Here is a 19,265-nt window from a genome sequence, read left to right on the forward strand (position 1 = left end):
ACCAAACCGACGGCTCGCGCGTTAGACGCGGGCTGTCGGAGATTTCTGGTGAGAAACATATCTGCTCCCGCTACGCTGACCCTCGTTCGGGGTTGCGGGCGGGCTATGGACGCCGTCTCCACGGCCGCCGAGCCTGACGATCAGTTTAAGCTGCTCGTCAGCTTGTGTTCAGCTTGGCGTCCCTAGAACAAGCACACTGGCTGCGCGCCCTGGAAACGGGTCGAACGCGGCGATGGAGGCGAGAATGAACAAGAAACTAGTCGTCGCGGGCATTCTGGCGACCCTGCTGCCGAGCGCGGCCCTGGCCCAACCGCCAGACCCGAACTGCGTGCGGTCCAACCAGGCCAGCACGGCCGAGGGCACCATCCTCGGCGCGGGCGCGGGCGCGTTGCTCGGCAGCGTCCTGGCCGGTCGCCACTCGCGCGGCACGGGCGCAGCCCTTGGCGCCGTGGGCGGCGCTGTCGCCGGCGGCACGATCGCCAACGGCCGCAACGACCCGTGCCCTCCCGGCTATGACTACGGCCCGCCTCCAGGTGGGCCCGGCTACGGCCCCGGCGGCCCCGGCCCCGCCGGCTTCTGGCAGGGCGCCCCGACCGGCATCCACCAGCGGATGGACTTCATGCAGACGCGCATCCAGCGGGCCATCGACACGGGCCGCCTGAACCCGCAGGAAGCTCGCCGGGCGTGGGGCGAACTGCGCAGCATCCGTGCCTGGGAAGGCCAACGCCGCGGCCAGAACGGCGGCGGGCTGAGCCCAGACGATCGCGGCTACATCCAGTCCCGCCTGGACCATCTGGGCGCCAGCATCCATTGGATGGAACGCACCGGCTACTGATCCCACCCGATCAGGTCGCACCAAGGAAGGGGTCGTCCGCGAGGGCGGCCCCTTTTTGCGTCGACCTATTCAGCCCGGAATACGCGTGCCGGTCAGCGACTGGGCCGTGCGCGGAGCCGGCCAGGGCTTGTCGTCATAGGGCGCCTCGCCCCGCGCGACACGATCGCTCAGCATGTCGAACGCCTGGTCGGCATCGCCCCAGTTGCTGAAATTCACCGCATTGCGGCGGTCGGTCTGGAAGAAGCGGAAGCGGATCGGCTTGTTTTCCCCACCCACCGTCATGGACCCGGTGATCGCCGCGCCGCCCAGACCATAGGTGTGCGGCGAAAGCCCGGCGCTGCGCCCGAGCTGGGCGACGGTCGGCCGATTGGGCTGGATGTCCTCGATCACCAGGTCGATGTGGGAAATGGGCGCCTTGGAGCGCTGGGCGGCGCGGCCGACCTCGCGTGCGAGCGTGTCGCTGACCGCGTCGAGATCGCTGCGGCCGAGATCGGCCACCCGCGCCTGGACCGCCGGCCCAAGGACGACCGCCACTTGCGGCGGCTGCTGGGCCAAGGCCAGCGCCGGCATGAACGAGATGCAGGCGAACAGCACCAATGGAAAGCGCATCACAACCTCCATGCCCCGCCTTGCCGAATATGGCCAATCCCTCGCGCGTTTACACCCCCGACGCACGACGGCTTAATTGACCCGAAACGAATAAGGACATAAGTATATCTTTATATGAGGCTCGCCCTCGCCCGCGATGATGGCCTTCACATGGATGTTCAGCCCGACGCGGCTCCCGCCCGCCCGACTACGGATCGCCGCCCCCGCGTTTCGTTCGAGTTCTTCCCGCCCAAGACGGCCGAGCTGGAAACCCAGCTCTGGCGGGCGGTGGACCGGCTGGCCCCGCTCGGCCCGACCTTCGTCTCGGTGACCTACGGCGCCGGCGGCTCCACCCGCGAGCGGACGCTCGGCGTGCTGAAACGGATGCTGGCCGAGACCCCGTTGCGTCCCGCCGCCCACCTGACCTGCGTCGCCGCCGCCCGCGAGGAAGTCGACCAGGTGGTGCGCGATTACTGGGAGGCGGGCGTGCGCCACATCGTGGCCCTGCGCGGCGATCCGCCAGGCCAGCTCGGCGGCGCCTACGAGCCGGGTCCGGAATGCTATCGCAACGCCGGCGAGCTGACCGCCGCCATCGCCCGCATCGCACCCTTCGAGATCAGCGTCGCCGCCTATCCGGAGAAGCACCCCGAAAGCCCCTCGATCTTACAGGACATCGACGTGCTGAAGGCCAAGGTCGACGCCGGCGCCACCCGCGCCATCACCCAGTTCTTCCTCGATACCGAGGCCTTCTTCCGGTTCGTAGACCGGGTGCGCAAGGCCGGGATCAGCATCCCCATCGTGCCGGGCGTAATGCCGGTGACCAGCGTCAAGGGGCTGAAGCGCATGGCCGAGATCAGCCATGCCCGCATCCCCGAACGCGTGGCCAAGGTGTTCGACGGCCTGGACGCCGACCCCGAGACCCGCAGCCTGGTCTCCGCCACCATGGCCAGCGAACTGTGCAAGGAGCTGGTCTCCAATGGCTTTTCCGAGCTGCACTTCTACACCCTGAACCGGGCCGAGCTGGTCTATGCGGTGTGCCGGATGCTGGGCGTCACGGCCCCGCCGGTGGAGGCCGCGGCATGAACCGGGCCGATCGCATCACGGTCCTGAGGGCCGCCGCTCGCTCACGTATCCTGATCCTGGACGGGGCCGCCGGCTCGATGATCCAGCAGCACAAGCTGTCGGAGGCCGACTTCCGCGGCGAGCGGTTCAAGGATCATCCCAGCCCGCTCCAAGGCGACAACGACCTGCTGTGCGTGACCCGCCCCGACGTGATCGCCGGCCTGCACGACGCCTATCTGGCGGCGGGCGCGGATATCATCTCCACCAACACCTTCAACTCCACCTGGATCAGCCAGGCCGACTATGGGCTGGAGGCGGCGGTCAAGGACATCAACGCCTGCGCCGCCAAGCTGGCCCGCACCGCCGCCGACGCCTGGAGCGCCAAAACCCCGGACAAGCCGCGCTATGTCGCCGGCTGTATCGGACCGCTGAACCGCACCCTGTCGATCTCGCCCGACGTCAACGATCCCTCCAAGCGGGCGGTGACCTTCGACGAGGTCTACGACGCCTATCGCGAGCAGGCCCTGGTGTTGCACGCCGGGGGCGTCGACATGTTCCTGGTCGAGACCATCTTCGACACGCTGAACGCCAAGGCCGCGATCAAGGCGATCCTGGACTTGGAGGACGACGGGCTGGAGCCGCTGCCGATCTGGGTCTCGGGCACCATCACCGACCGCTCGGGCCGCACCCTGTCGGGCCAGACAGTGGAGGCGTTCTGGAACTCGATCCGCCACGCCCGGCCGCTGGCGGTAGGCCTGAATTGCGCGCTCGGCGCCGAACTGATGCGGCCCCACGTCGCCGAGCTGTCGCGGATCGCCGATTGCATGGTCTCGGCCTACCCCAATGCGGGCCTGCCCAACGCCTTCGGCGAATACGAGGAAGAGCCGCACGAGACCGCTTGCCAGCTTGAGGAATGGGCGACCAGCGGCCTGGTCAACATCCTGGGCGGCTGCTGCGGCACCACCCCGGACCACATCCGCCACATCGCCGAAAGCGTCGCGGGCAAACCGCCCCGCCGCGTGCCGACCCGCCCGACCGCGATGCGCCTGTCGGGGCTGGAACCGTTCGAGATGGCATGACCGACTTGGCCGGCCGTCCCAATCCCCGGCTCGTCCTCTCCCAGGTGGAGGTGGAAGCCCTACGCACCTTGCGGACCCGGCTGAACAAGCCGGCGATAAGCGACGCCGCATCCGCCACCCTGGGCCGCGTCTTCTACCAGCTGATCGCTCGCGCCGATCTCGCGCCGGCCGGCGATCCAGTGGCTATAGCCCGGCTGGACGCCACGATCGGCCCCACGCCGGCTGCGGCCGTGGCGGCGACACGCGACGCCGGCATGGCGGAGCTGAACCTGTTGCTGGCGGTGCTGCACCCGCGTCTGACGACCAACCCCGCTGCGTGGCGGGCGCTGCAGAGCGCCGGCGCGCCCCAGGCCGTGATCTCGCGCCGCCTTCAACTCGCGGGTCGCGAGCCAAATCCGAGCGCCCATTCATGACCACAGCGCCCCGCCCCGTCTTCGTCAACATCGGCGAGCGCACCAACGTCACCGGATCGGCCAAGTTCAGGAAGCTGGTCGCGGCCGGCGACTATGGCGCGGCCCTGGTGGTCGCGCGCCAGCAGGTCGAGGCCGGCGCCCAGGTCATCGACGTCAACATGGACGAGGGCCTGCTCGACAGCCAGGCGGCCATGACCACCTTCCTCAACCTGATCGCCGGCGAGCCCGACATCGCGCGGGTGCCGATCATGGTCGACAGCTCCAAGTGGGAGGTGATCGAGGCCGGGCTGAAGTGCGTGCAGGGTCGCTGCATCGTCAACTCCATCAGCCTGAAGGAGGGCGAAGAGAAGTTCATCCGCCAGGCCAGGACCTGCCTGCGCTACGGCGCGGCGGTGGTGGTGATGGCCTTCGACGAACAGGGCCAGGCCGACGTCGCCGACCGCAAGGTGGAGATCTGCACCCGCGCTTACCGCATCCTGACCGAACAGGTGGGCTTCCCGCCCGAGGACATCATCTTCGACCCCAATATCTTCGCGGTGGCGACCGGGATCGAGGAGCACAACGGCTACGCGCTCGACTTCATCGAGGGCACGCGCCGCATCCGCGAGAGCCTGCCCCACGCCCATGTCTCGGGCGGGGTGTCCAACGTCTCGTTCAGCTTCCGGGGCAACGAGCCGGTGCGTCGGGCCATGCACGCGGTGTTCCTCTATCACGCCATCGCCGCCGGCATGGACATGGGTATCGTCAACGCCGGCGACCTGCCGGTCTATTCCGAGATCGACCCGGAACTGCGCGACGCGGTGGAGGACGTGATCCTCAACCGCCGGCCGGACTCCACCGAGCGGCTGGTCGACCTCGCCCCCAAGTACAAGGGCGACAAGGGCGCAGTGCGCGTGGTCGACCTGAAATGGCGCGACCAGCCGGTGGCCGCGCGCCTGGCCCACGCCCTGGTCCACGGCGTCTCGGAATTCATCGTCGAGGACACCGAGGCGGCGCGTCTGACCGTGGAGCGCCCGCTGCACGTCATCGAAGGCCCGCTGATGGACGGGATGAACGTGGTCGGCGACCTGTTCGGCGCGGGCAAGATGTTCCTGCCCCAGGTGGTCAAGTCGGCCCGGGTGATGAAGCAGGCCGTGGGCTATCTGATGCCCTTCATGGAGGCCGAGAAGGCCGGCCAGCCCCGCTCGTTCGCCGGCAAGATCCTGCTCGCCACGGTCAAGGGCGACGTGCACGACATCGGCAAGTCCATCGTCGGCGTCGTGCTCCAGTGCAACAATTACGAGGTGATCGACCTGGGCGTGATGGTGCCCGCCGACCGCATCCTGGACGCCGCCGTCGAGCAGAAGGTGGACGTGGTCGGGCTATCGGGCCTGATCACCCCGTCGCTGGACGAGATGGTGTTCGTGGCCAGCGAGATGGAGCGACGCGGCATCGACCTGCCGCTGCTGATCGGCGGGGCCACCACCAGCCGCACCCATACGGCGGTGAAGATCGAGCCGGCCTTCTCGGGCTCCACCATCTATGTCGCCGACGCCAGCCGGGGCGTGGGCGTGGTCTCCGGCCTGCTGTCGCCGACCGAAGGGGTCAAGGCGCGCGCGGCTGTGCGCGAGGAATACGTCAAGATCCGCGAGCAGTTCGCCAAGGGGCGCGAGCAGAAGGCCCGTGTCAGCCTGACCCAGGCGCGCGAGAACCGTTATCGGACCGACTTCGCAGCCCACCCGCCCAAGGCGCCGAGCTTCCTCGGCACGCGCGCCTTCAACAACTACGACCTCGCCTCGCTGGCGCGGGTGATCGACTGGACGCCCTTCTTCGCCAGCTGGGAGCTGGTCGGCCGCTACCCCGCCATCTTCGAGGACGACGTGGTCGGCGAAGCCGCCAAGTCGCTGTTCGCCGACGCCCGTCCCATGCTCGACCGCATCGTCCAAGAGGGCCTGTTCCAGGCCTCGGGCGTGGTTGGGTTCTGGCCGGCCAACAGCGAGAACGACGACATCGTTCTGTATACGGATGAAACCCGCACCACCGAGCTGACGCGCCTGCACACCCTGCGCCAGCAGATGCAGAAGAGCGACGGCAAGCCCAACCTGGCGCTATCGGACTTCATCGCTCCGGTCGGCGGGCCGCCGGACTATATCGGCGCCTTCGCGGTCACCGCCGGCCATGGCGAGACCAAGCTGTCGCTGGGCTACAAGCAGGCCGGCGACGACTATTCCGCCATCCTGTCCACAGCCCTGGCCGACCGTCTGGCCGAGGCGTTCGCCGAGGCCTTGCATGCGCGGGTGCGCCACGAACTCTGGGGCTACGCGCCGAACGAGGCCCTGCCGCTGGAAGACCTGCTGGCGGAGAAGTACCAAGGCATCCGTCCCGCCCCCGGCTATCCGGCCCAGCCCGACCATACCGAGAAGGCCACTCTGTTTCGACTGCTCGACGCGGAGGCCGCCACCGGGATGGTGCTGACCGAGAGCTTCGCCATGTTCCCTGGCGCCTCGGTCTCGGGCCTGTATTTCGCCCACCCCGAGGCCCACTATTTCGGCGTCGGCAAGATCGACCGAGACCAGACCAGCGACTACGCCCGCCGCAAGGGCTGGGAGATCAAGACCGCCGAACGCTGGCTCTCCCCGATCCTCAACTACGAGCCGTCGCGGTAAACGCACTGCGTGCTTCGAGACGCGCTACGCGCTCCTCAGCATGACGAATGTTTTGGAACCCACCCACGCTCGTCATCCTGAGGAGCCCCAAAGGGGCGTCTCGAAGGACGCAGGACCTACCGGAATGGCGGCTCGTCGAAGGCCCGCAGCTTGCGCGAATGCAGCCGCGCACCCTCGCGCTTCAGCAGGTCCATGGCCGCTATCCCGATCTGCAGATGCTGGGAAATCGCCTGCTCATAGAAGCGGTTGGCCTGGCCCGGCAGTTTGATCTCGCCGTGCAGCGGCTTGTCGGACACGCACAGCAGCGTCCCGTACGGCACCCGGAAGCGATAGCCCTGGGCGGCGATGGTGGCGCTCTCCATGTCGATGGCCACCGCGCGCGACTGGTTGAACCGCAGCGCCGACTTGGTGAAGCGGAGCTCCCAGTTGCGGTCGTCGGTGGTCACCACCGTGCCGGTGCGCAAGCGTGACTTCAGCGCCTCGCCGGTTTCGCCGGTGACGATCTCCGCGGCGCGCTGCAAGGCGAGTTGGACCTCGGCGATGGGCGGGATCGGGATTTCCGGTGGCAGCACCGGATCGAGCACATGGTCGTCGCGCAGGTAGGCGTGGGCCAGCACATAGTCGCCGATGGTCTGGCTCGCCCGCAGCCCGCCGCAGTGGCCGATCATCAGCCAGGCGTGGGGCCGCAGCACCGCCAGGTGGTCGGTGATGGTCTTGGCGTTCGACGGGCCGACGCCGATGTTGACCAGGGTCACGCCCGCCCCGCCCGGCGCGGTCAGGTGGTAGGCCGGCATCTGGTGGCGCCGCCAGGGCGCTTCGCCGGCGACGCGCTCCGGGTCCTGAGTATCGGCGGTGATCGTCACCCCGCCGGCGCAGGACAGACTCTGATAAGGGCCGTCCGTCTTCAGTTGAGCCGCGCCCCAGCGCACGAATTCGTCGACATAGCGGTGATAGTTGGTGAACAGAACATAGGACTGGATGTGCTCCACCGGCGTGCCGGTGTAGTGCCGTAGACGCGCCAGCGAGAAGTCCACCCGCGGCCCGTCGAACAACGACAGCGGGTGCGGGGTCTCGGGCATGTTGATCCAGCGCCCGTCAGCCACCTCGTCGCCGATGTGGGAGAGCTGGGTCGCCGGGAAGAAGCGCGCCAGGTCCGCCGCCGCCGCCCCGTCCAGGCCCAGGCTCTCGCCGCCGTCCAACACGTACGGATAGGGAATCTCCTGCTCCGAAAGCCCTACCGTCAGCTCGACGCCGTAGTCGCGCACCAGCAGGCCGAGCTGCTCGACCAGATAGGCGCGGAACAAGGCCGGGCGGGTGACGCTGGTGGCGTAGACGCCCGGTCGGCTCACCCGCGCGAAGGCCCGCTGCACCCGCGCCGGCGCGCCCTCCGGCGCATAGAGCACCCTGAGCTCGGGATAGGCGAAGGCGCCGTTCACGCGGGTCTGCGGATCGGGCCGCACGCCCTCGCGCAGATAGGCCGCCAGCGCCTGGCGGAGATTGGCGACCGAGCGCCGATAGATGTTGTCCAGATCGTCGACGAGGGCGGAGAGGTCTTGGGGTGTCATCGCCCGGACTCTACCGTCGTACGGCGGCGCTTGATAGGCGAAGATGAGTCGAGGTCGCCTGCCCTAGAATCGGCGTCATGTAAAGTTCACGCCACAACAGTTAATCCTTATGCTTTGCTAGAGTCGATTACCAGAGCAGGGGGATATCGCTCGTGGCGACAGTGACTTTTGAGCCTAGCGTTGGGGAGCATGATATTGCGCCCAAGAAGGGTATATCGCTCGACAGCAAGGTACACCCCTCGGGCATGGCGGCCTTCGCCCTGTTCCTGGTGGCGGGCGTCGGCTTTGCCGTCTACGGCCTGCTGAGCGACCTGAAGACCTACGGCGGCGGCGAGCCCCTGGCCATCGGCGCCTTCGTGCTCCTCGGCATCGCGCTGCTGATCGCGCTGGGCTTCGAGTTCGTCAACGGCTTCCACGACACCGCCAATGCGGTGGCCACGGTCATCTACACCAAGAGCCTGCCACCCATGGTCGCGGTGGTCTGGTCCGGCTTCTTCAACTTCCTGGGCGTGATGGTCTCCACCGGAGCGGTGGCCTACACCATCGTCACCATGCTGCCGGTGGACCTGATCCTGGGCGTCGGCAGCGCCGGCGGCTACGCCATGATCTTCTCGCTGCTGCTGGCTGCCGTGATCTGGAACCTGGGCACCTGGTGGTTCGGCCTGCCGAACTCCTCCTCCCACTCCCTGATCGGTTCGGTCCTGGGCGTGGGTCTGGCCAACCAACTGCTGTCCGGCCGCAACGCCTCGGCCGGAGTGGATTGGGGCCAGGCCGGCAAGATCATCCAGGCCCTGCTGTTCAGCCCGGTCTGCGGCTTCGCCTTGGCGGCCCTGATGCTGCTCATGTTCAAGCTGCTGGTCCGCTCGAAAAAGCTCTACGAGCCGGCCGACCCAGACCACAGCCCTCCGCTGTGGATCCGCAGCCTGCTGATCCTGACCTGCACCGGCGTGTCCTTCTTCCACGGCGGCAACGACGGGCAGAAGGGCATGGGCATCATCATGCTGATCCTGATCGGCGTGGCGCCCACAGCCTATGCGCTGAACCGCACCATGCCCGACAGCCAGGCCCCGGCCTTCATCAGCTCCTCGGCCAAGGCCCAGACCGCCTTCCTGAGCTACGCCAAAGGCGCCGCCGCGCCGGACCCGACCACGGCCCGCGCCCAGGTGAAGACCGCCCTGAACGGCGGCGACGTCACCAACGGCCAGAGCATGGCGGCGCTCGCCGTCCTGTCCGGCGAGATCGGCAACGAGGTGAAGACCTACGGCGCGGTCCGCAAGGTGCCGGCCGCCCGGACCCAGAACCTGCGCGCCGACATGTTCATGGTCTCCGACGCCGTCACGGCGCTGGGCAAGAAAGGCTTCAAGTTCGCCGGCGACCAAGCCAAGGACATGAAGAGCTACGGCGGCCTGCTGAACAAGGGCACCCGCTTCATCCCCTTCTGGGTGAAGGCTTCGGTGGCCATCGCGCTGGGCCTGGGCACCATGATCGGCTGGAAGCGGATCGTGGTCACGGTCGGCGAGAAGATCGGCAAGGACCATCTGAGCTACGGCCAGGGCGCCGCAGCCGAGATCGTCGCCGCCATCACCATCGGCGGCGCCGAATATCTGGGCCTGCCGGTGTCCACCACCCACATCCTCTCCAGCGGGGTGGCCGGAACCATGGTGGCCAACGGATCAGGGCTGCAGTGGAGCACGCTCCGCAACATCGGCCTGGCCTGGGTGCTGACCCTGCCCGCCGCCATCACCATCTCCGGGGTGCTCTACGCCATCCTGCGCATGGTCTTCGGCGCCGCCGGCTAAGGCATCCGTCAGCAACGAAAGCTGCGGGCGGCGTCGGAAACGGCGCCGCCCGAATTCGTTTGGCCCCCCGCCGGCCTCGCTGGACCTAAAACGGAACCGATCCGGTTCTAAGCGCGCCGATTTGGTTCTAGATTTGGTGGGATGAAACTTCTCGCCTTGGACACCGCGCTCGACGCCTGTTCGGTCGCCGTGCTCGACGGCTCCGCCGCCCTCGCCGTCCGCTCCGAACCCATGCAGCGCGGGCACCAGGAGCGTCTCGCCCCTATGGTGGCCGAGGCGATGGCCGAAGCCGGCCTCGCCTTCGCGGACCTGGCGCGGATCGCCGTGGTCGTCGGCCCCGGTTCCTTCACCGGCGTGCGGGTCGGGCTGGCCTTCGCCAAGGCGCTGTCGCTGGCGCTGGACGTCCCCTGTATCGGCGTCGGCACGCTGGAGGTCATGATCGCCTCGACGCCAGGCGCGGCCCATGGCCTGGCGGCGGCGGTGATCGACGCCAAGCGGGGGCAGGTCTATCTCCAGGCCTTCCGCGACGGGACGCCGCTCGACCCGCCGGCCGCTATGGACATCGAAGCCGCGGCCGAGCGCCTGGAGGGGCTAGGTTTCCGGGACGGCGGCGTCCTGACCGGCTCGGGCGCGGCCCTGCTCGCCGAGCGCCTCGCAGGCGTGGACATCCTGCCCAGCCCGGAAGCGGACGCCTCGATCCTGGGCCGCCTGGCCCTGAACCGCTCCGTCCCCGACCGCCGGCCCCAACCGCTCTACCTGCGGGCGCCGGACGCCCGCACGATCGCCGAACGCACCGCGGCCGCATCGTGAGCATCCCGGCGGCCAAAGCCCGGCTGCGGCCCGTCGCGCCCTCGGACCTGCCGACCCTGGCGGACATCCATGCCGCGGGGTTCGATCACCCCTGGTCGGCCGACGCCCTGCGCGAGACGCTGGACGGTCCCTGCGTCGCGGGACTGGTCGCCGGGACGGACATGAAGGCCGCCGGGTTCCTGCTGATCCGCACCGTGGCCGGAGAGGCCGAGATCCTGACCCTGGCGGTGTCTCCCACCGCTCGCCGGCAGGGCCTCGCCGCCGCCCTGGTCGAGGCGGGGGTCGCCGTGGCCCTGGCGGCCGGGGCCGAAACTCTGTGGCTGGAAGTCGCCGAGGACAACGCCGCCGCCATTGCGCTGTATCGCCGGACGGGCTTTGTCGCCGAAGGCCGCCGGCCGCGCTATTATGCCCGTACGGGCGGGGTCGCAATCGACGCCCTGCTGATGCGGCGTCCGCTTAACACCGGGCGCGGTTGAGACTATGTAAAGACGGTTGAGGAGCGGCGACTTGGACCGGATAGAGAAAGCCTGCGCGGACAAGGGCCTGCGCATGACCGACCAGCGTCGCGTCATTGCGCGCGTGCTGTCGAACGCCCACGACCATCCGGATGTCGAGGAGCTGTACCGTCGCGCCGTGGCCGTGGACCCCCACATCTCGATCGCCACCGTCTACCGCACGGTGCGGCTGTTCGAGGAGGCCGGCATCATCGCCCGCCACGACTTCCGCGACGGCCGCTCCCGCTACGAGGAGGCGCCCGACATCCACCACGACCACCTGATCGACATGAAGACCGGCCAGGTGGTGGAGTTCGTGGACGAGGAGATCGAACGTCTGCAGAGCCTGATCGCCCAGCGGTTGGGCTACCGGCTGGTGGACCACCGGCTGGAGCTGTACGGCATACCGCTGGATAAGGGCGCGTAGGCACCTGGAACCCGACGTCCCTTCCGGCGCGGCGGCAGTCGGCGAGACCGCGCCAAAGCGCCTGTTCATCAAGACCTACGGTTGTCAGATGAACGTCTACGACAGCGAGCGGATGGCCGACGTCCTGCGCCCGCTGGGCTACAGCCTGGCCGACGCCGCCGAAGGCGCGGACCTGGTGGTGCTGAACACCTGCCACATTCGCGAGAGGGCCGCCGAAAAGGTCTATTCCGAAATCGGCCGCATGCGCGAGCTGCGCGACGAGCGGCTTGAGGCCGGCGGCCCGCGTATGACGATCGCTGTGGCCGGCTGTGTGGCCCAGGCGGAAGGCGCGGAGATCATGAACCGCGCGCCGGCGGTGGACCTCGTCGTCGGACCCCAGGCCTATCATCAATTGCCCGAACTGATCGCGCGGGTGTCGCGCGCCAAGGGCGAGCGTTTAGCGGCGGATTTCGCGCCGGAAAACAAGTTCGACGCCCTGCCCACCGCGCGCCACGTCGGCGGCCCGGCGGCCTTCCTCACCGTTCAGGAGGGTTGCGACAAGTTCTGCACCTTCTGCGTGGTGCCCTATACCCGTGGCGCGGAATATTCCCGCCCGGCCTCGGCGATCCTGGCGGAGGCGGAAAGCCTCGCGGCCCAGGGCGTGCGCGAAGTCACCCTGCTCGGCCAGAACGTCAACGCCTATGCGGGCCAGGGTTCTGACGGCCGGCACTCGGACGGAACTTGGTCGCTGGCCCGGCTGATCCGCCGGCTGGCCGAAATCCAAGGCCTTGACCGAATCCGCTACACCACCAGTCATCCGCGCGACATGGGCGAGGATCTGGTCTTAGCCCATGCCGAGGTGGAGGCGCTGGCGCCCTACCTGCACCTGCCGGTCCAGTCCGGCTCCGACCGGGTGCTGAAGGCGATGAACCGCGGCCACACCGCCGATCACTACGTCAGGCTGGTCGAGCGCGTCCGTGCGGCCCGGCCTGACATCGCGCTGTCCGGCGACTTCATCGTCGGCTTCCCCGGCGAGACCGACGCCGACTTCGAGGCCACCCTGAGCCTGATCGAGCAGGTCCGTTACGCTTCGGCCTTCTCGTTCAAATATTCGTCCCGCCCCGGCACCCCCGCCGCCGCCATGCCGCGTCAGGTCGACGAAGCCGTGAAAAGCGAACGCCTGGCCCGGCTGCAAGCCGTGCTGGCCGCGCAGACCTCGGCCTTCAACGCCGTCACGGTCGGGCGACGCCTGCCGGTGCTGTTCGAGAAACTGGGGCGCCAGGACGGTCAGCTGATCGGCCGCAGCCCCTATCTCCAGGCCGTCTGGGCCGAGGCGCCGGCGTCGATGATCGGAGAAATCGTCCAGGTGGACATCACCGCCCAAGGTCCCAACAGCCTCACTGGCTCCCTAGCCGACTCTCTAGCCAACGCCTTGGCGGGCGCATCGGCGGACACGCCGGTTCGACCACGCACCGAGGCGTCGGCTTGAGCCGCGACGCCGAAGAGTTCCTCGCCCTGCCCGACCTCGCCGTGCGCGCGGTCGCCGGACCCCACAGCCGACACACCGCCCTGATCGAGGACGCCTTCCATGTGCTGCTCGAAACGCCCGGCGGCGGCGTGAGGATCAAGGGCGACGCCAAGGGCCGCGCCGGGGCCAAGCGCGCGGTGGGCGCCATCGCCGCCCGCGCTCAGGACGGCTCGGATGTCGGCGAGAGCGATGTGCGCGCCGCCATCCTCACCGCCCGTTCAGGCGACGCCGCCGCCTCGGGTGGACCCGCCCTCCCGATGGGCCGCCGAGGCGCCATCGCGCCCAAGACCCCGGCCCAGGCGCGCTATCTCGACGATCTCGCCCGCTGCGAGCTGGTGTTCGGCGTCGGGCCGGCCGGCACCGGCAAGACCTTCCTGGCGGTGGCCTACGGCGCCTCGCTGCTGATGCGCGGCGAGGTGGATCGGCTGGTGGTCACCCGCCCGGCGGTGGAGGCCGGCGAACGGCTCGGCTTCCTGCCCGGCGACCTGACCGAGAAGGTCGATCCCTATCTGGCCCCGATCTGGGAGGCCCTGTCCGACATCATGGGGGCCGAACAACTGCGCCGCCGCCGCGACCGGGGCGAGATCGAGGTGGCGCCCATCGCCTTCATGCGCGGCCGCACCCTGTCGCACGCCTATGTCATCGTCGACGAGGCGCAGAACACCACCCGGCTGCAGATGAAGATGGTCCTGACCCGGCTGGGCGAGGGCGCGCGGATGGCGGTGACCGGCGATCCGAGCCAGGTCGACCTGCCCAACGGCGGCGACAGCGGCCTGTCCCACGCCACCCGCATCCTGGAGAACGTCAAGGGCGTGGCGGTGGCGCGGTTCGAGGCCTCCGATGTGGTCCGCCACCCGCTGGTGGAGCGGATCGTCAAGGCCTACGACGCCGACGCCGCGCAGGGCCGCAAATGATCGAGGTCGAAGTCGAGGACGAGGCGTGGACCCAGGCGCTGCCCGACGCGGAAACGCTGGTCCGCCGCGCGGTCGAAGCCGCGCTGGCGTTCGAGGTCGAAGCGCCCACCGTTTCGGATGAGACCATCGCCGTCCTGCTCGCGGACGACGAAGCGGTACGCGAGCTGAACGCCCGTTTCCGCGACAAGGACCAGCCGACCAACGTGCTGTCCTTCCCCGCCGCCGAGAGCGCCCATCCGCACCTGGGCGACATCGCCTTGGCCTACGGCGTCTGCGCGCGCGAGGCGGAGGCCCAGGGCAAGCCGCTGAGCCACCACTTGTCGCATCTCGCGGTGCATGGGACCCTGCACCTGCTCGGCTACGACCATCAGGCGGACGCCGAGGCGGAGGCCATGGAAGCGATGGAACGGGCGATCCTCCAGACGCTCGATATTTCGGACCCCTACGCCGACCCCGACGGGCTCGGACAGGACGGGATGATCCGTCATGGCTGATCCACACGGCCGAAGTCCGGGCGATCCTTACGGTCGGCGCACCCGCCGGGCCGGCATGGGCGGCCTGCTGTCGCGCTGGCTGCGCCGCGACGCCGCGCCCCACACCGCCGCGCCCGAGGCCGACGAAGCGGCGGTCGACCTGGTCGACCAGGCGGAAGCCTTCCAGAACCTGCGGATTTCCGACGTGATGACACCGCGCGCCGACATCCTGGCGCTGGAGGTGTCCGTCCCCCTATCGGAGGTGGTGCGCCGGTTCGTGGACTCCGAGCATTCGCGCATGCCGGTCTATCGGGAGACCCTGGACGACCCCATCGGGGTGGTCCACATCAAGGACCTGTTGCGGCTGATCGCGCCCATGGGCGCCGAACCCGCCACCGATATCGCCCTGTCGTGGCGCGAACCGGTGCTGCACCGCCTGCGACGTGACCTGCTGTACGTCCCCGCCTCGATGCGAGCGGCGGACCTGTTGTTGCGGATGCGGGTGGCGCGCAGCCACATGGCGCTGGTGATCGACGAGTTTGGCGGCACCGACGGCCTGGTCACGCTGGAGGATCTGGTCGAGGCGGTGGTCGGCGAGATTTCCGACGAACACGATGAACAGGCCGAACCCTCGGTGGTGGCGCGCCCCGGCGGCCTGCTGGAAGCCGACGCCCGCGTCCCCCTGGACGAGCTGGAAGCCCTGCTCGGCCACAGCCTGTCCCTGCCCGACGAGGACGAGGAGGTGGACACCGTGGCGGGTCTGGTGGCCACCCTGGCCAAACGCGTGCCGCAGAGGGGCGAGGTGATCGTGCATCCGGCAGGGGTGGAGTTCGAGGTGGTCGACGCCGATCCCCGGCGCATCCGCCGCCTGCGCATCCGTCCGGCGCCCGACCGGGCCGGTGCGGCCGCGCTCGGGCCGATGTCGGCTCAAACCAACCCATCCGCCACGCCCATATCCGAGGCCTTCGGGGTCGAACCGCTCAGCCTGCCTAGCAGCGAGACTTTGTGAACCTGCGATCGACGGATGGTCTCGCTCCCTGGCGAGGCGCTGGATTGGCGTGCGCGGCGGGGGTGATCGCCGCCCTGGCCCACCCGCCGTTCGGGCTCTGGATCGGGGTGTTCGGTTACGCCCTGCTGCAACTGAGCCTGGATCTGACGCCAGCGCACCGACCCTTGCGCGCCGCCTTCTTCCGCGGCTGGGCTGCGGGGACGGGCTATCTGCTGGTCGGCACCTGGTGGGTGGCGGAGGCCTTCTTCGTCGACGCCGCCGCCCATGGCTGGCAGGCGCCGCTGGCGGTGCTGTTCACCGCTGGCGGCATCGGGGTGTTCTGGGGCGGGGCGGGCCTGGTCTATCGGCTGATCGCACCGCGAGGAGCCTGGCGCATCCTCACCTTCGCCGCGGTCTGGTCCAGCTTCGAGTGGTTGCGCGGCCATGTGCTGACCGGCTTTCCCTGGGACCTGCCGGGCGAGACGTGGCGCGCGGGATCGGCGATGTCGCAGGGCGCCAGCCTGATCGGCGCCTACGGCATGACCTTCCTCACCGTGGCCATAGGCGCGACCCCGATCGTCCTGGCCGACCGGGACCGCCCGAAATCGAGCGCCGCCGCCCTCGCCGCCGCAGCCCTCGCCCTGGGAGTGCTGTGGGGCTATGGCGCGATGCGGCTCGCCGTACCGCTTCCCGCCGATACATCCGTCCGGTTACGGATCGTCCAACCGGGACTGAAGGAGGAACCGGTCTGGACCGAGGCCCTGTTCCGCCAGCGGTTCGATCGGTTCATGCGCCTCAGCGCCTGGCCGGCCGCGCGGACGCCCGATGTGGTGATCTGGCCCGAAGGCGCGATCCCGGCCCCGTTCAACACCTACCTGGCGGAGGGGACCTGGACCGAAGCCGAACTGGCCTCAGCCTTCCGTCCCGGCCAGACCCTGCTGAACGGCGGCTACCGCTTCAGCGGACCGGAAAGCGCGCAGAAGGCCTACAACAGCCTGCTGATGATGCGCCGGACCCAGACGGGTTTCCGCGCCCTGGCCGTCTACGACAAGTACCGGCTGGTGCCGTTCGGCGAGTTCCTGCCCTTTCCTGGACTGTTCTCGCTGTTGCACCTGAGCAGCCTGGTGCAGAACGGCGAACCGTTCTCGCCCGGGCCCGTACCGGCGCCGGTCAGCATCCCGGGCGTGCCGCGGATGCAACCCCTGATCTGCTACGAAAGCCTGTTTCCCGGCTTCACCTCATCCATAGGCGGACGACCCGACTGGATCGTCAATGTCTCTGACGATGCTTGGTTTGGTCAGACCACCGGACCGCTCCAGCACCTGAATCTCGCCAGCTACCGGGCGATCGAAGAAGGACTCCCACTGATCCGCGCAACCCCTACGGGCGTTTCTGCTGTTGTTGACGCCTATGGACGAGTTCGCGCACGGCTGGGCCTTGGCCGCCAAGGGATCATCGACACGGCCCTGCCCGGTCGTCTTGCTCCCACACCCTATTCAAAGTTGCGAGAACTGCCGTTCTGCGTGCTTCTGTTGCTCGGTTTCGCGTCGGCGTTGTTTATTAAGAAATCTAAACTATAAATCAGCCGCACCATCACCTGGGCCAAATGGGCGAAAGCTTGACAATACGTTTTTGAGCAGGTCAGAGGCAGGTATGGAAGCCCTGAACGACGACCGCTCCCCCAACCCCGTCGACGTCCATGTCGGCGATCGGATCCGCCGCCGCCGCCGCGCCCTAGGCATCAGCCAGGACAAGCTGGCCGAGGCGCTTGGCCTGACTTTCCAGCAAGTCCAGAAATACGAACGCGGGGCCAATCGGGTCAGTGCGTCCAAGCTCTACCAGGTCGCCCACGCCCTGCATGCGCCGATCCCCTACTTTTTCGATGGCCTACCGGACCCGGCGCAGAACAAGGATGTGGAGCCGGTCGAGCCCGCGACGTTCGTCCGTGAACTGCCGTTGACGCCGGAAGAGCGGGAGTTCGCCACCTGGCTGTCGCAGATCGAAAGCCGGCGGGTGCGCAAACGCCTGTTGGATCTGGTCCGCACACTGGCCGACACCGAGGGCTCGGCCGAGACTACATCGGAAGGCTAGAGCATCTTCCAGCGACGTGGATATCGGGTCGCGCGGGGGAAATGCGCCGAATGAGGAAACTAGAGTGTTCGGCCGAACCGACAGGTTCGCAAAACGCTCTAGTTCCGCACGCCGAACAGGGCCGAACCCACCCGCACCGACGTCGCTCCGAACCGGATCGCGGTCTCGAAATCGGCGCTCATGCCCATGGACAGCCCGGTCAGACCGTTGCGGGCCGCGATCTTGGCCAGTAGGGCGAAATGCGGGCCGGCCGGTTCGTCCGCCGGCGGAATGCACATCAGGCCTTCCACCGACAGGCCATAGTCCCGGCGCAGCGCGGCGACGAAGGCGTCCGCATCGGCGGGGGTCACGCCGGCCTTCTGCGGCTCCTCGCCGGTATTGACCTGGATATACAGTTTCGGCGTTCGGCCTAGCGCCTGGACGGCGTCCGCCACGGCGCGCGCCAACCGATCGCGATCCACGGTCTCGATCACGTCGAAGAACCCAACCGCCTCCTTGGCCTTGTTGGTCTGCAGGGGGCCGATCAGGCGAAGCTCCAGGTCCGGGCGCGCCACGCGAAGTTCGCCCCAGCGCACCATCGCCTCCTGCACCCGGTTCTCGCCGAACACCCGCTGGCCGGCGTCGAGCACGGGCGCGACATGGCTCCAGGGTTGCTGCTTAGACACCGCGACCAGGGTTATCGCGCCAAGCTCGCGGCCGACCGTTTTCGCCGCCGCCGCCATGCGCGCGCGGACATCGTCCAATCCCTTGGACCGATCCTGAGTCCGGTCATCCGTCTGGTCGGCCGGCCCCGAGCCGGATAGCGTGTCGAACGATGGCATCGAAATCAGAGGCTGAAGCCCTGGCGCGGGCGGCGGCGACCCTAGGCCGTCGCGCAGCTCGGGAAAAGCGCGATGCGCGCTCGGCCGATACGCGCCTGCCCGACCTCTGGTTCGTCACCGATCCGGTTCGAACGCCCGACCCCCTCGCCGTGGCCGAGACCCTGCCGCGCGGTTCGGGCGTGATCTACCGCGCCTTCGGGGCGGCCGATGCGGAGACGGTGGGACGAACCTTGGCGGCGCTGGCCCGGCGACGAGGACTGATGCTGCTGGTCGGAGCCGACCCGGTGCTGGCCCGACGCATCGGCGCGCACGGCGTCCACCTGCCCCAGCGCCTGATGCATCTGGCGCCCCGCCTGCGCGCGCGATGGCCGCAATGGAGACTGAGCTGCGCCGCCCACGACGCCCGCGCCGTGGTCGCCGCCGGGCGTTTGAGGGTGGACGCCGTCCTGCTGTCGCCGGTGTTCCCGAGTCGCAGTCCTTCGGCGACCCGACCGCTCGGTCCGCTGCGGTTTGCCAGCCTGGTCGCCCTGGCGCGCGTACCGGTCTATGCCCTGGGGGGCGTGGACGCGATCACCGCAAGAAGATTGGGGCTGACCGGAGCTGTGGGCCTGGCCGCGGTGGATGGTCTCACCCCTCGCGCTTCGACGACCCGAATCCCAGCGCAAACAGAGGCCTGCCTAAGCGACCTGCTTTGATTTTATCCACAGACACACCATATCTTGTGGAGTGGTCCCCATGGGGGCTCCACATTCTG

The 19,265-nt window shown here is 68.7% G+C and carries 19 protein-coding genes; 16 read left to right on the top strand and 3 right to left on the bottom strand.

Annotated features, from left to right (window positions below; translation table 11 throughout):
- Positions 1–244: 244 nt before the first annotated feature.
- The gene (locus GSQ87_RS16460) at positions 245–835 is read left to right on the top strand and encodes a glycine zipper 2TM domain-containing protein (protein ID WP_216839360.1); all 591 of its coding nucleotides are present in this window, start codon (positions 245–247) and stop codon (positions 833–835) included.
- Positions 836–904: 69 nt separating this feature from the next.
- Here the strand turns inward: GSQ87_RS16460 and GSQ87_RS16465 are convergent, their stop codons facing one another.
- Complete coding sequence (locus tag GSQ87_RS16465) at positions 905–1,444, bottom strand: hypothetical protein (protein ID WP_158916415.1); 540 nt, start codon at positions 1,442–1,444, stop codon at positions 905–907.
- Between the two features lie 150 nt (positions 1,445–1,594).
- On the opposite strand from GSQ87_RS16465, the gene metF reads away from it, so the two are divergent.
- The 4 genes from metF to metH are packed head-to-tail and all read left to right on the top strand — an operon-like array spanning position 1,595 to position 6,622.
- Positions 1,595–2,506 carry a methylenetetrahydrofolate reductase [NAD(P)H] gene (gene metF / locus GSQ87_RS16470; RefSeq protein WP_158916416.1) on the top strand — a complete coding sequence of 304 codons (912 nt, stop codon included), beginning with the start codon at positions 1,595–1,597 and terminating at the stop codon, positions 2,504–2,506.
- The gene (locus GSQ87_RS16475; protein WP_158916417.1) at positions 2,503–3,564 is read left to right on the top strand and encodes a homocysteine S-methyltransferase family protein; all 1,062 of its coding nucleotides are present in this window, start codon (positions 2,503–2,505) and stop codon (positions 3,562–3,564) included. The genes metF and GSQ87_RS16475 overlap by 4 nt, the downstream gene beginning before the upstream one ends.
- Positions 3,561–3,977, top strand: coding sequence for a hypothetical protein (locus GSQ87_RS16480; protein ID WP_158916418.1), 417 nt, complete (start codon positions 3,561–3,563; stop codon positions 3,975–3,977). The genes GSQ87_RS16475 and GSQ87_RS16480 overlap by 4 nt, the downstream gene beginning before the upstream one ends.
- Complete coding sequence (metH, locus tag GSQ87_RS16485; protein WP_158916419.1) at positions 3,974–6,622, top strand: methionine synthase; 2,649 nt, start codon at positions 3,974–3,976, stop codon at positions 6,620–6,622. The genes GSQ87_RS16480 and metH overlap by 4 nt, the downstream gene beginning before the upstream one ends.
- Before the next feature lie 116 nt (positions 6,623–6,738).
- Here the strand turns inward: metH and GSQ87_RS16490 are convergent, their stop codons facing one another.
- Positions 6,739–8,187, bottom strand: a complete 1,449-nt coding sequence (locus GSQ87_RS16490) for an AMP nucleosidase (protein WP_158916420.1) — start codon at positions 8,185–8,187, stop codon at positions 6,739–6,741.
- Between the two features lie 245 nt (positions 8,188–8,432).
- Here GSQ87_RS16490 and GSQ87_RS16495 point away from each other — a divergent pair, with 245 nt between their 5' ends.
- From GSQ87_RS16495 to GSQ87_RS16540, 10 genes are all read left to right on the top strand, one after another.
- Positions 8,433–9,986: an inorganic phosphate transporter gene (locus GSQ87_RS16495; protein ID WP_158916421.1), complete on the top strand. Its 1,554-nt coding sequence runs from the start codon at positions 8,433–8,435 to the stop codon at positions 9,984–9,986.
- A 141-nt stretch (positions 9,987–10,127) separates the two neighbouring features.
- Complete coding sequence (gene tsaB, locus GSQ87_RS16500; protein ID WP_158916422.1) at positions 10,128–10,796, top strand: tRNA (adenosine(37)-N6)-threonylcarbamoyltransferase complex dimerization subunit type 1 TsaB; 669 nt, start codon at positions 10,128–10,130, stop codon at positions 10,794–10,796.
- On the top strand, positions 10,793–11,272 hold the full coding sequence (gene rimI / locus GSQ87_RS16505) for a ribosomal protein S18-alanine N-acetyltransferase (RefSeq protein ID WP_254063033.1): 480 nt from the start codon (positions 10,793–10,795) through the stop codon (positions 11,270–11,272). The genes tsaB and rimI overlap by 4 nt, the downstream gene beginning before the upstream one ends.
- Positions 11,273–11,303: 31 nt before the next feature.
- Positions 11,304–11,717 carry a Fur family transcriptional regulator gene (locus GSQ87_RS16510; RefSeq protein WP_158916423.1) on the top strand — a complete coding sequence of 138 codons (414 nt, stop codon included), beginning with the start codon at positions 11,304–11,306 and terminating at the stop codon, positions 11,715–11,717.
- Between the two features lie 4 nt (positions 11,718–11,721).
- Positions 11,722–13,185 (top strand): tRNA (N6-isopentenyl adenosine(37)-C2)-methylthiotransferase MiaB, encoded by a 1,464-nt coding sequence (gene miaB, locus GSQ87_RS16515; protein ID WP_256375906.1) that lies wholly within the window; start codon positions 11,722–11,724, stop codon positions 13,183–13,185.
- Entirely contained in the window at positions 13,182–14,138 is a 957-nt protein-coding gene (locus tag GSQ87_RS16520; protein WP_158916425.1) for a PhoH family protein, read from the top strand. The genes miaB and GSQ87_RS16520 overlap by 4 nt, the downstream gene beginning before the upstream one ends.
- Positions 14,135–14,632, top strand: a complete 498-nt coding sequence (ybeY, locus tag GSQ87_RS16525; protein ID WP_158916426.1) for an rRNA maturation RNase YbeY — start codon at positions 14,135–14,137, stop codon at positions 14,630–14,632. The genes GSQ87_RS16520 and ybeY overlap by 4 nt, the downstream gene beginning before the upstream one ends.
- Entirely contained in the window at positions 14,625–15,620 is a 996-nt protein-coding gene (locus GSQ87_RS16530; protein WP_158916427.1) for a hemolysin family protein, read from the top strand. Before ybeY ends, GSQ87_RS16530 begins: the two co-directional genes overlap by 8 nt.
- Positions 15,617–17,179, top strand: a complete 1,563-nt coding sequence (gene lnt / locus GSQ87_RS16535) for an apolipoprotein N-acyltransferase (RefSeq protein ID WP_158916428.1) — start codon at positions 15,617–15,619, stop codon at positions 17,177–17,179. Before GSQ87_RS16530 ends, lnt begins: the two co-directional genes overlap by 4 nt.
- A gap of 73 nt (positions 17,180–17,252) precedes the next feature.
- Positions 17,253–17,690, top strand: coding sequence for a helix-turn-helix domain-containing protein (locus GSQ87_RS16540; protein ID WP_158916429.1), 438 nt, complete (start codon positions 17,253–17,255; stop codon positions 17,688–17,690).
- A gap of 98 nt (positions 17,691–17,788) precedes the next feature.
- Here GSQ87_RS16540 and GSQ87_RS16545 read toward each other — a convergent pair whose 3' ends face one another.
- Positions 17,789–18,433 carry a YggS family pyridoxal phosphate-dependent enzyme gene (locus tag GSQ87_RS16545; RefSeq protein ID WP_256375891.1) on the bottom strand — a complete coding sequence of 215 codons (645 nt, stop codon included), beginning with the start codon at positions 18,431–18,433 and terminating at the stop codon, positions 17,789–17,791.
- 71 nt (positions 18,434–18,504) lie between these two features.
- Here GSQ87_RS16545 and GSQ87_RS16550 point away from each other — a divergent pair, with 71 nt between their 5' ends.
- Entirely contained in the window at positions 18,505–19,206 is a 702-nt protein-coding gene (locus tag GSQ87_RS16550) for a thiamine phosphate synthase (RefSeq protein ID WP_158916431.1), read from the top strand.
- Positions 19,207–19,265 lie beyond the last annotated feature (59 nt).

This window comes from Caulobacter sp. S45 (genome assembly GCF_009765965.1).
GTDB lineage: Bacteria > Pseudomonadota > Alphaproteobacteria > Caulobacterales > Caulobacteraceae > CAHJWH01.

Coding starts and splice junctions, on each gene's coding strand:
- GSQ87_RS16460 (WP_216839360.1), top strand. CDS start 245: ATGAACAAGAAACTAGTCGTCGCGGGCATTCTGGCGACCCTGCTGCCG.
- GSQ87_RS16465 (WP_158916415.1), bottom strand. CDS start 1,444: ATGCGCTTTCCATTGGTGCTGTTCGCCTGCATCTCGTTCATGCCGGCG.
- metF (WP_158916416.1), top strand. CDS start 1,595: ATGGATGTTCAGCCCGACGCGGCTCCCGCCCGCCCGACTACGGATCGC.
- GSQ87_RS16475 (WP_158916417.1), top strand. CDS start 2,503: ATGAACCGGGCCGATCGCATCACGGTCCTGAGGGCCGCCGCTCGCTCA.
- GSQ87_RS16480 (WP_158916418.1), top strand. CDS start 3,561: ATGACCGACTTGGCCGGCCGTCCCAATCCCCGGCTCGTCCTCTCCCAG.
- metH (WP_158916419.1), top strand. CDS start 3,974: ATGACCACAGCGCCCCGCCCCGTCTTCGTCAACATCGGCGAGCGCACC.
- GSQ87_RS16490 (WP_158916420.1), bottom strand. CDS start 8,187: ATGACACCCCAAGACCTCTCCGCCCTCGTCGACGATCTGGACAACATC.
- GSQ87_RS16495 (WP_158916421.1), top strand. CDS start 8,433: ATGGCGGCCTTCGCCCTGTTCCTGGTGGCGGGCGTCGGCTTTGCCGTC.
- tsaB (WP_158916422.1), top strand. CDS start 10,128: ATGAAACTTCTCGCCTTGGACACCGCGCTCGACGCCTGTTCGGTCGCC.
- ybeY (WP_158916426.1), top strand. CDS start 14,135: ATGATCGAGGTCGAAGTCGAGGACGAGGCGTGGACCCAGGCGCTGCCC.
- GSQ87_RS16530 (WP_158916427.1), top strand. CDS start 14,625: ATGGCTGATCCACACGGCCGAAGTCCGGGCGATCCTTACGGTCGGCGC.
- GSQ87_RS16540 (WP_158916429.1), top strand. CDS start 17,253: ATGGAAGCCCTGAACGACGACCGCTCCCCCAACCCCGTCGACGTCCAT.
- GSQ87_RS16550 (WP_158916431.1), top strand. CDS start 18,505: ATGGCATCGAAATCAGAGGCTGAAGCCCTGGCGCGGGCGGCGGCGACC.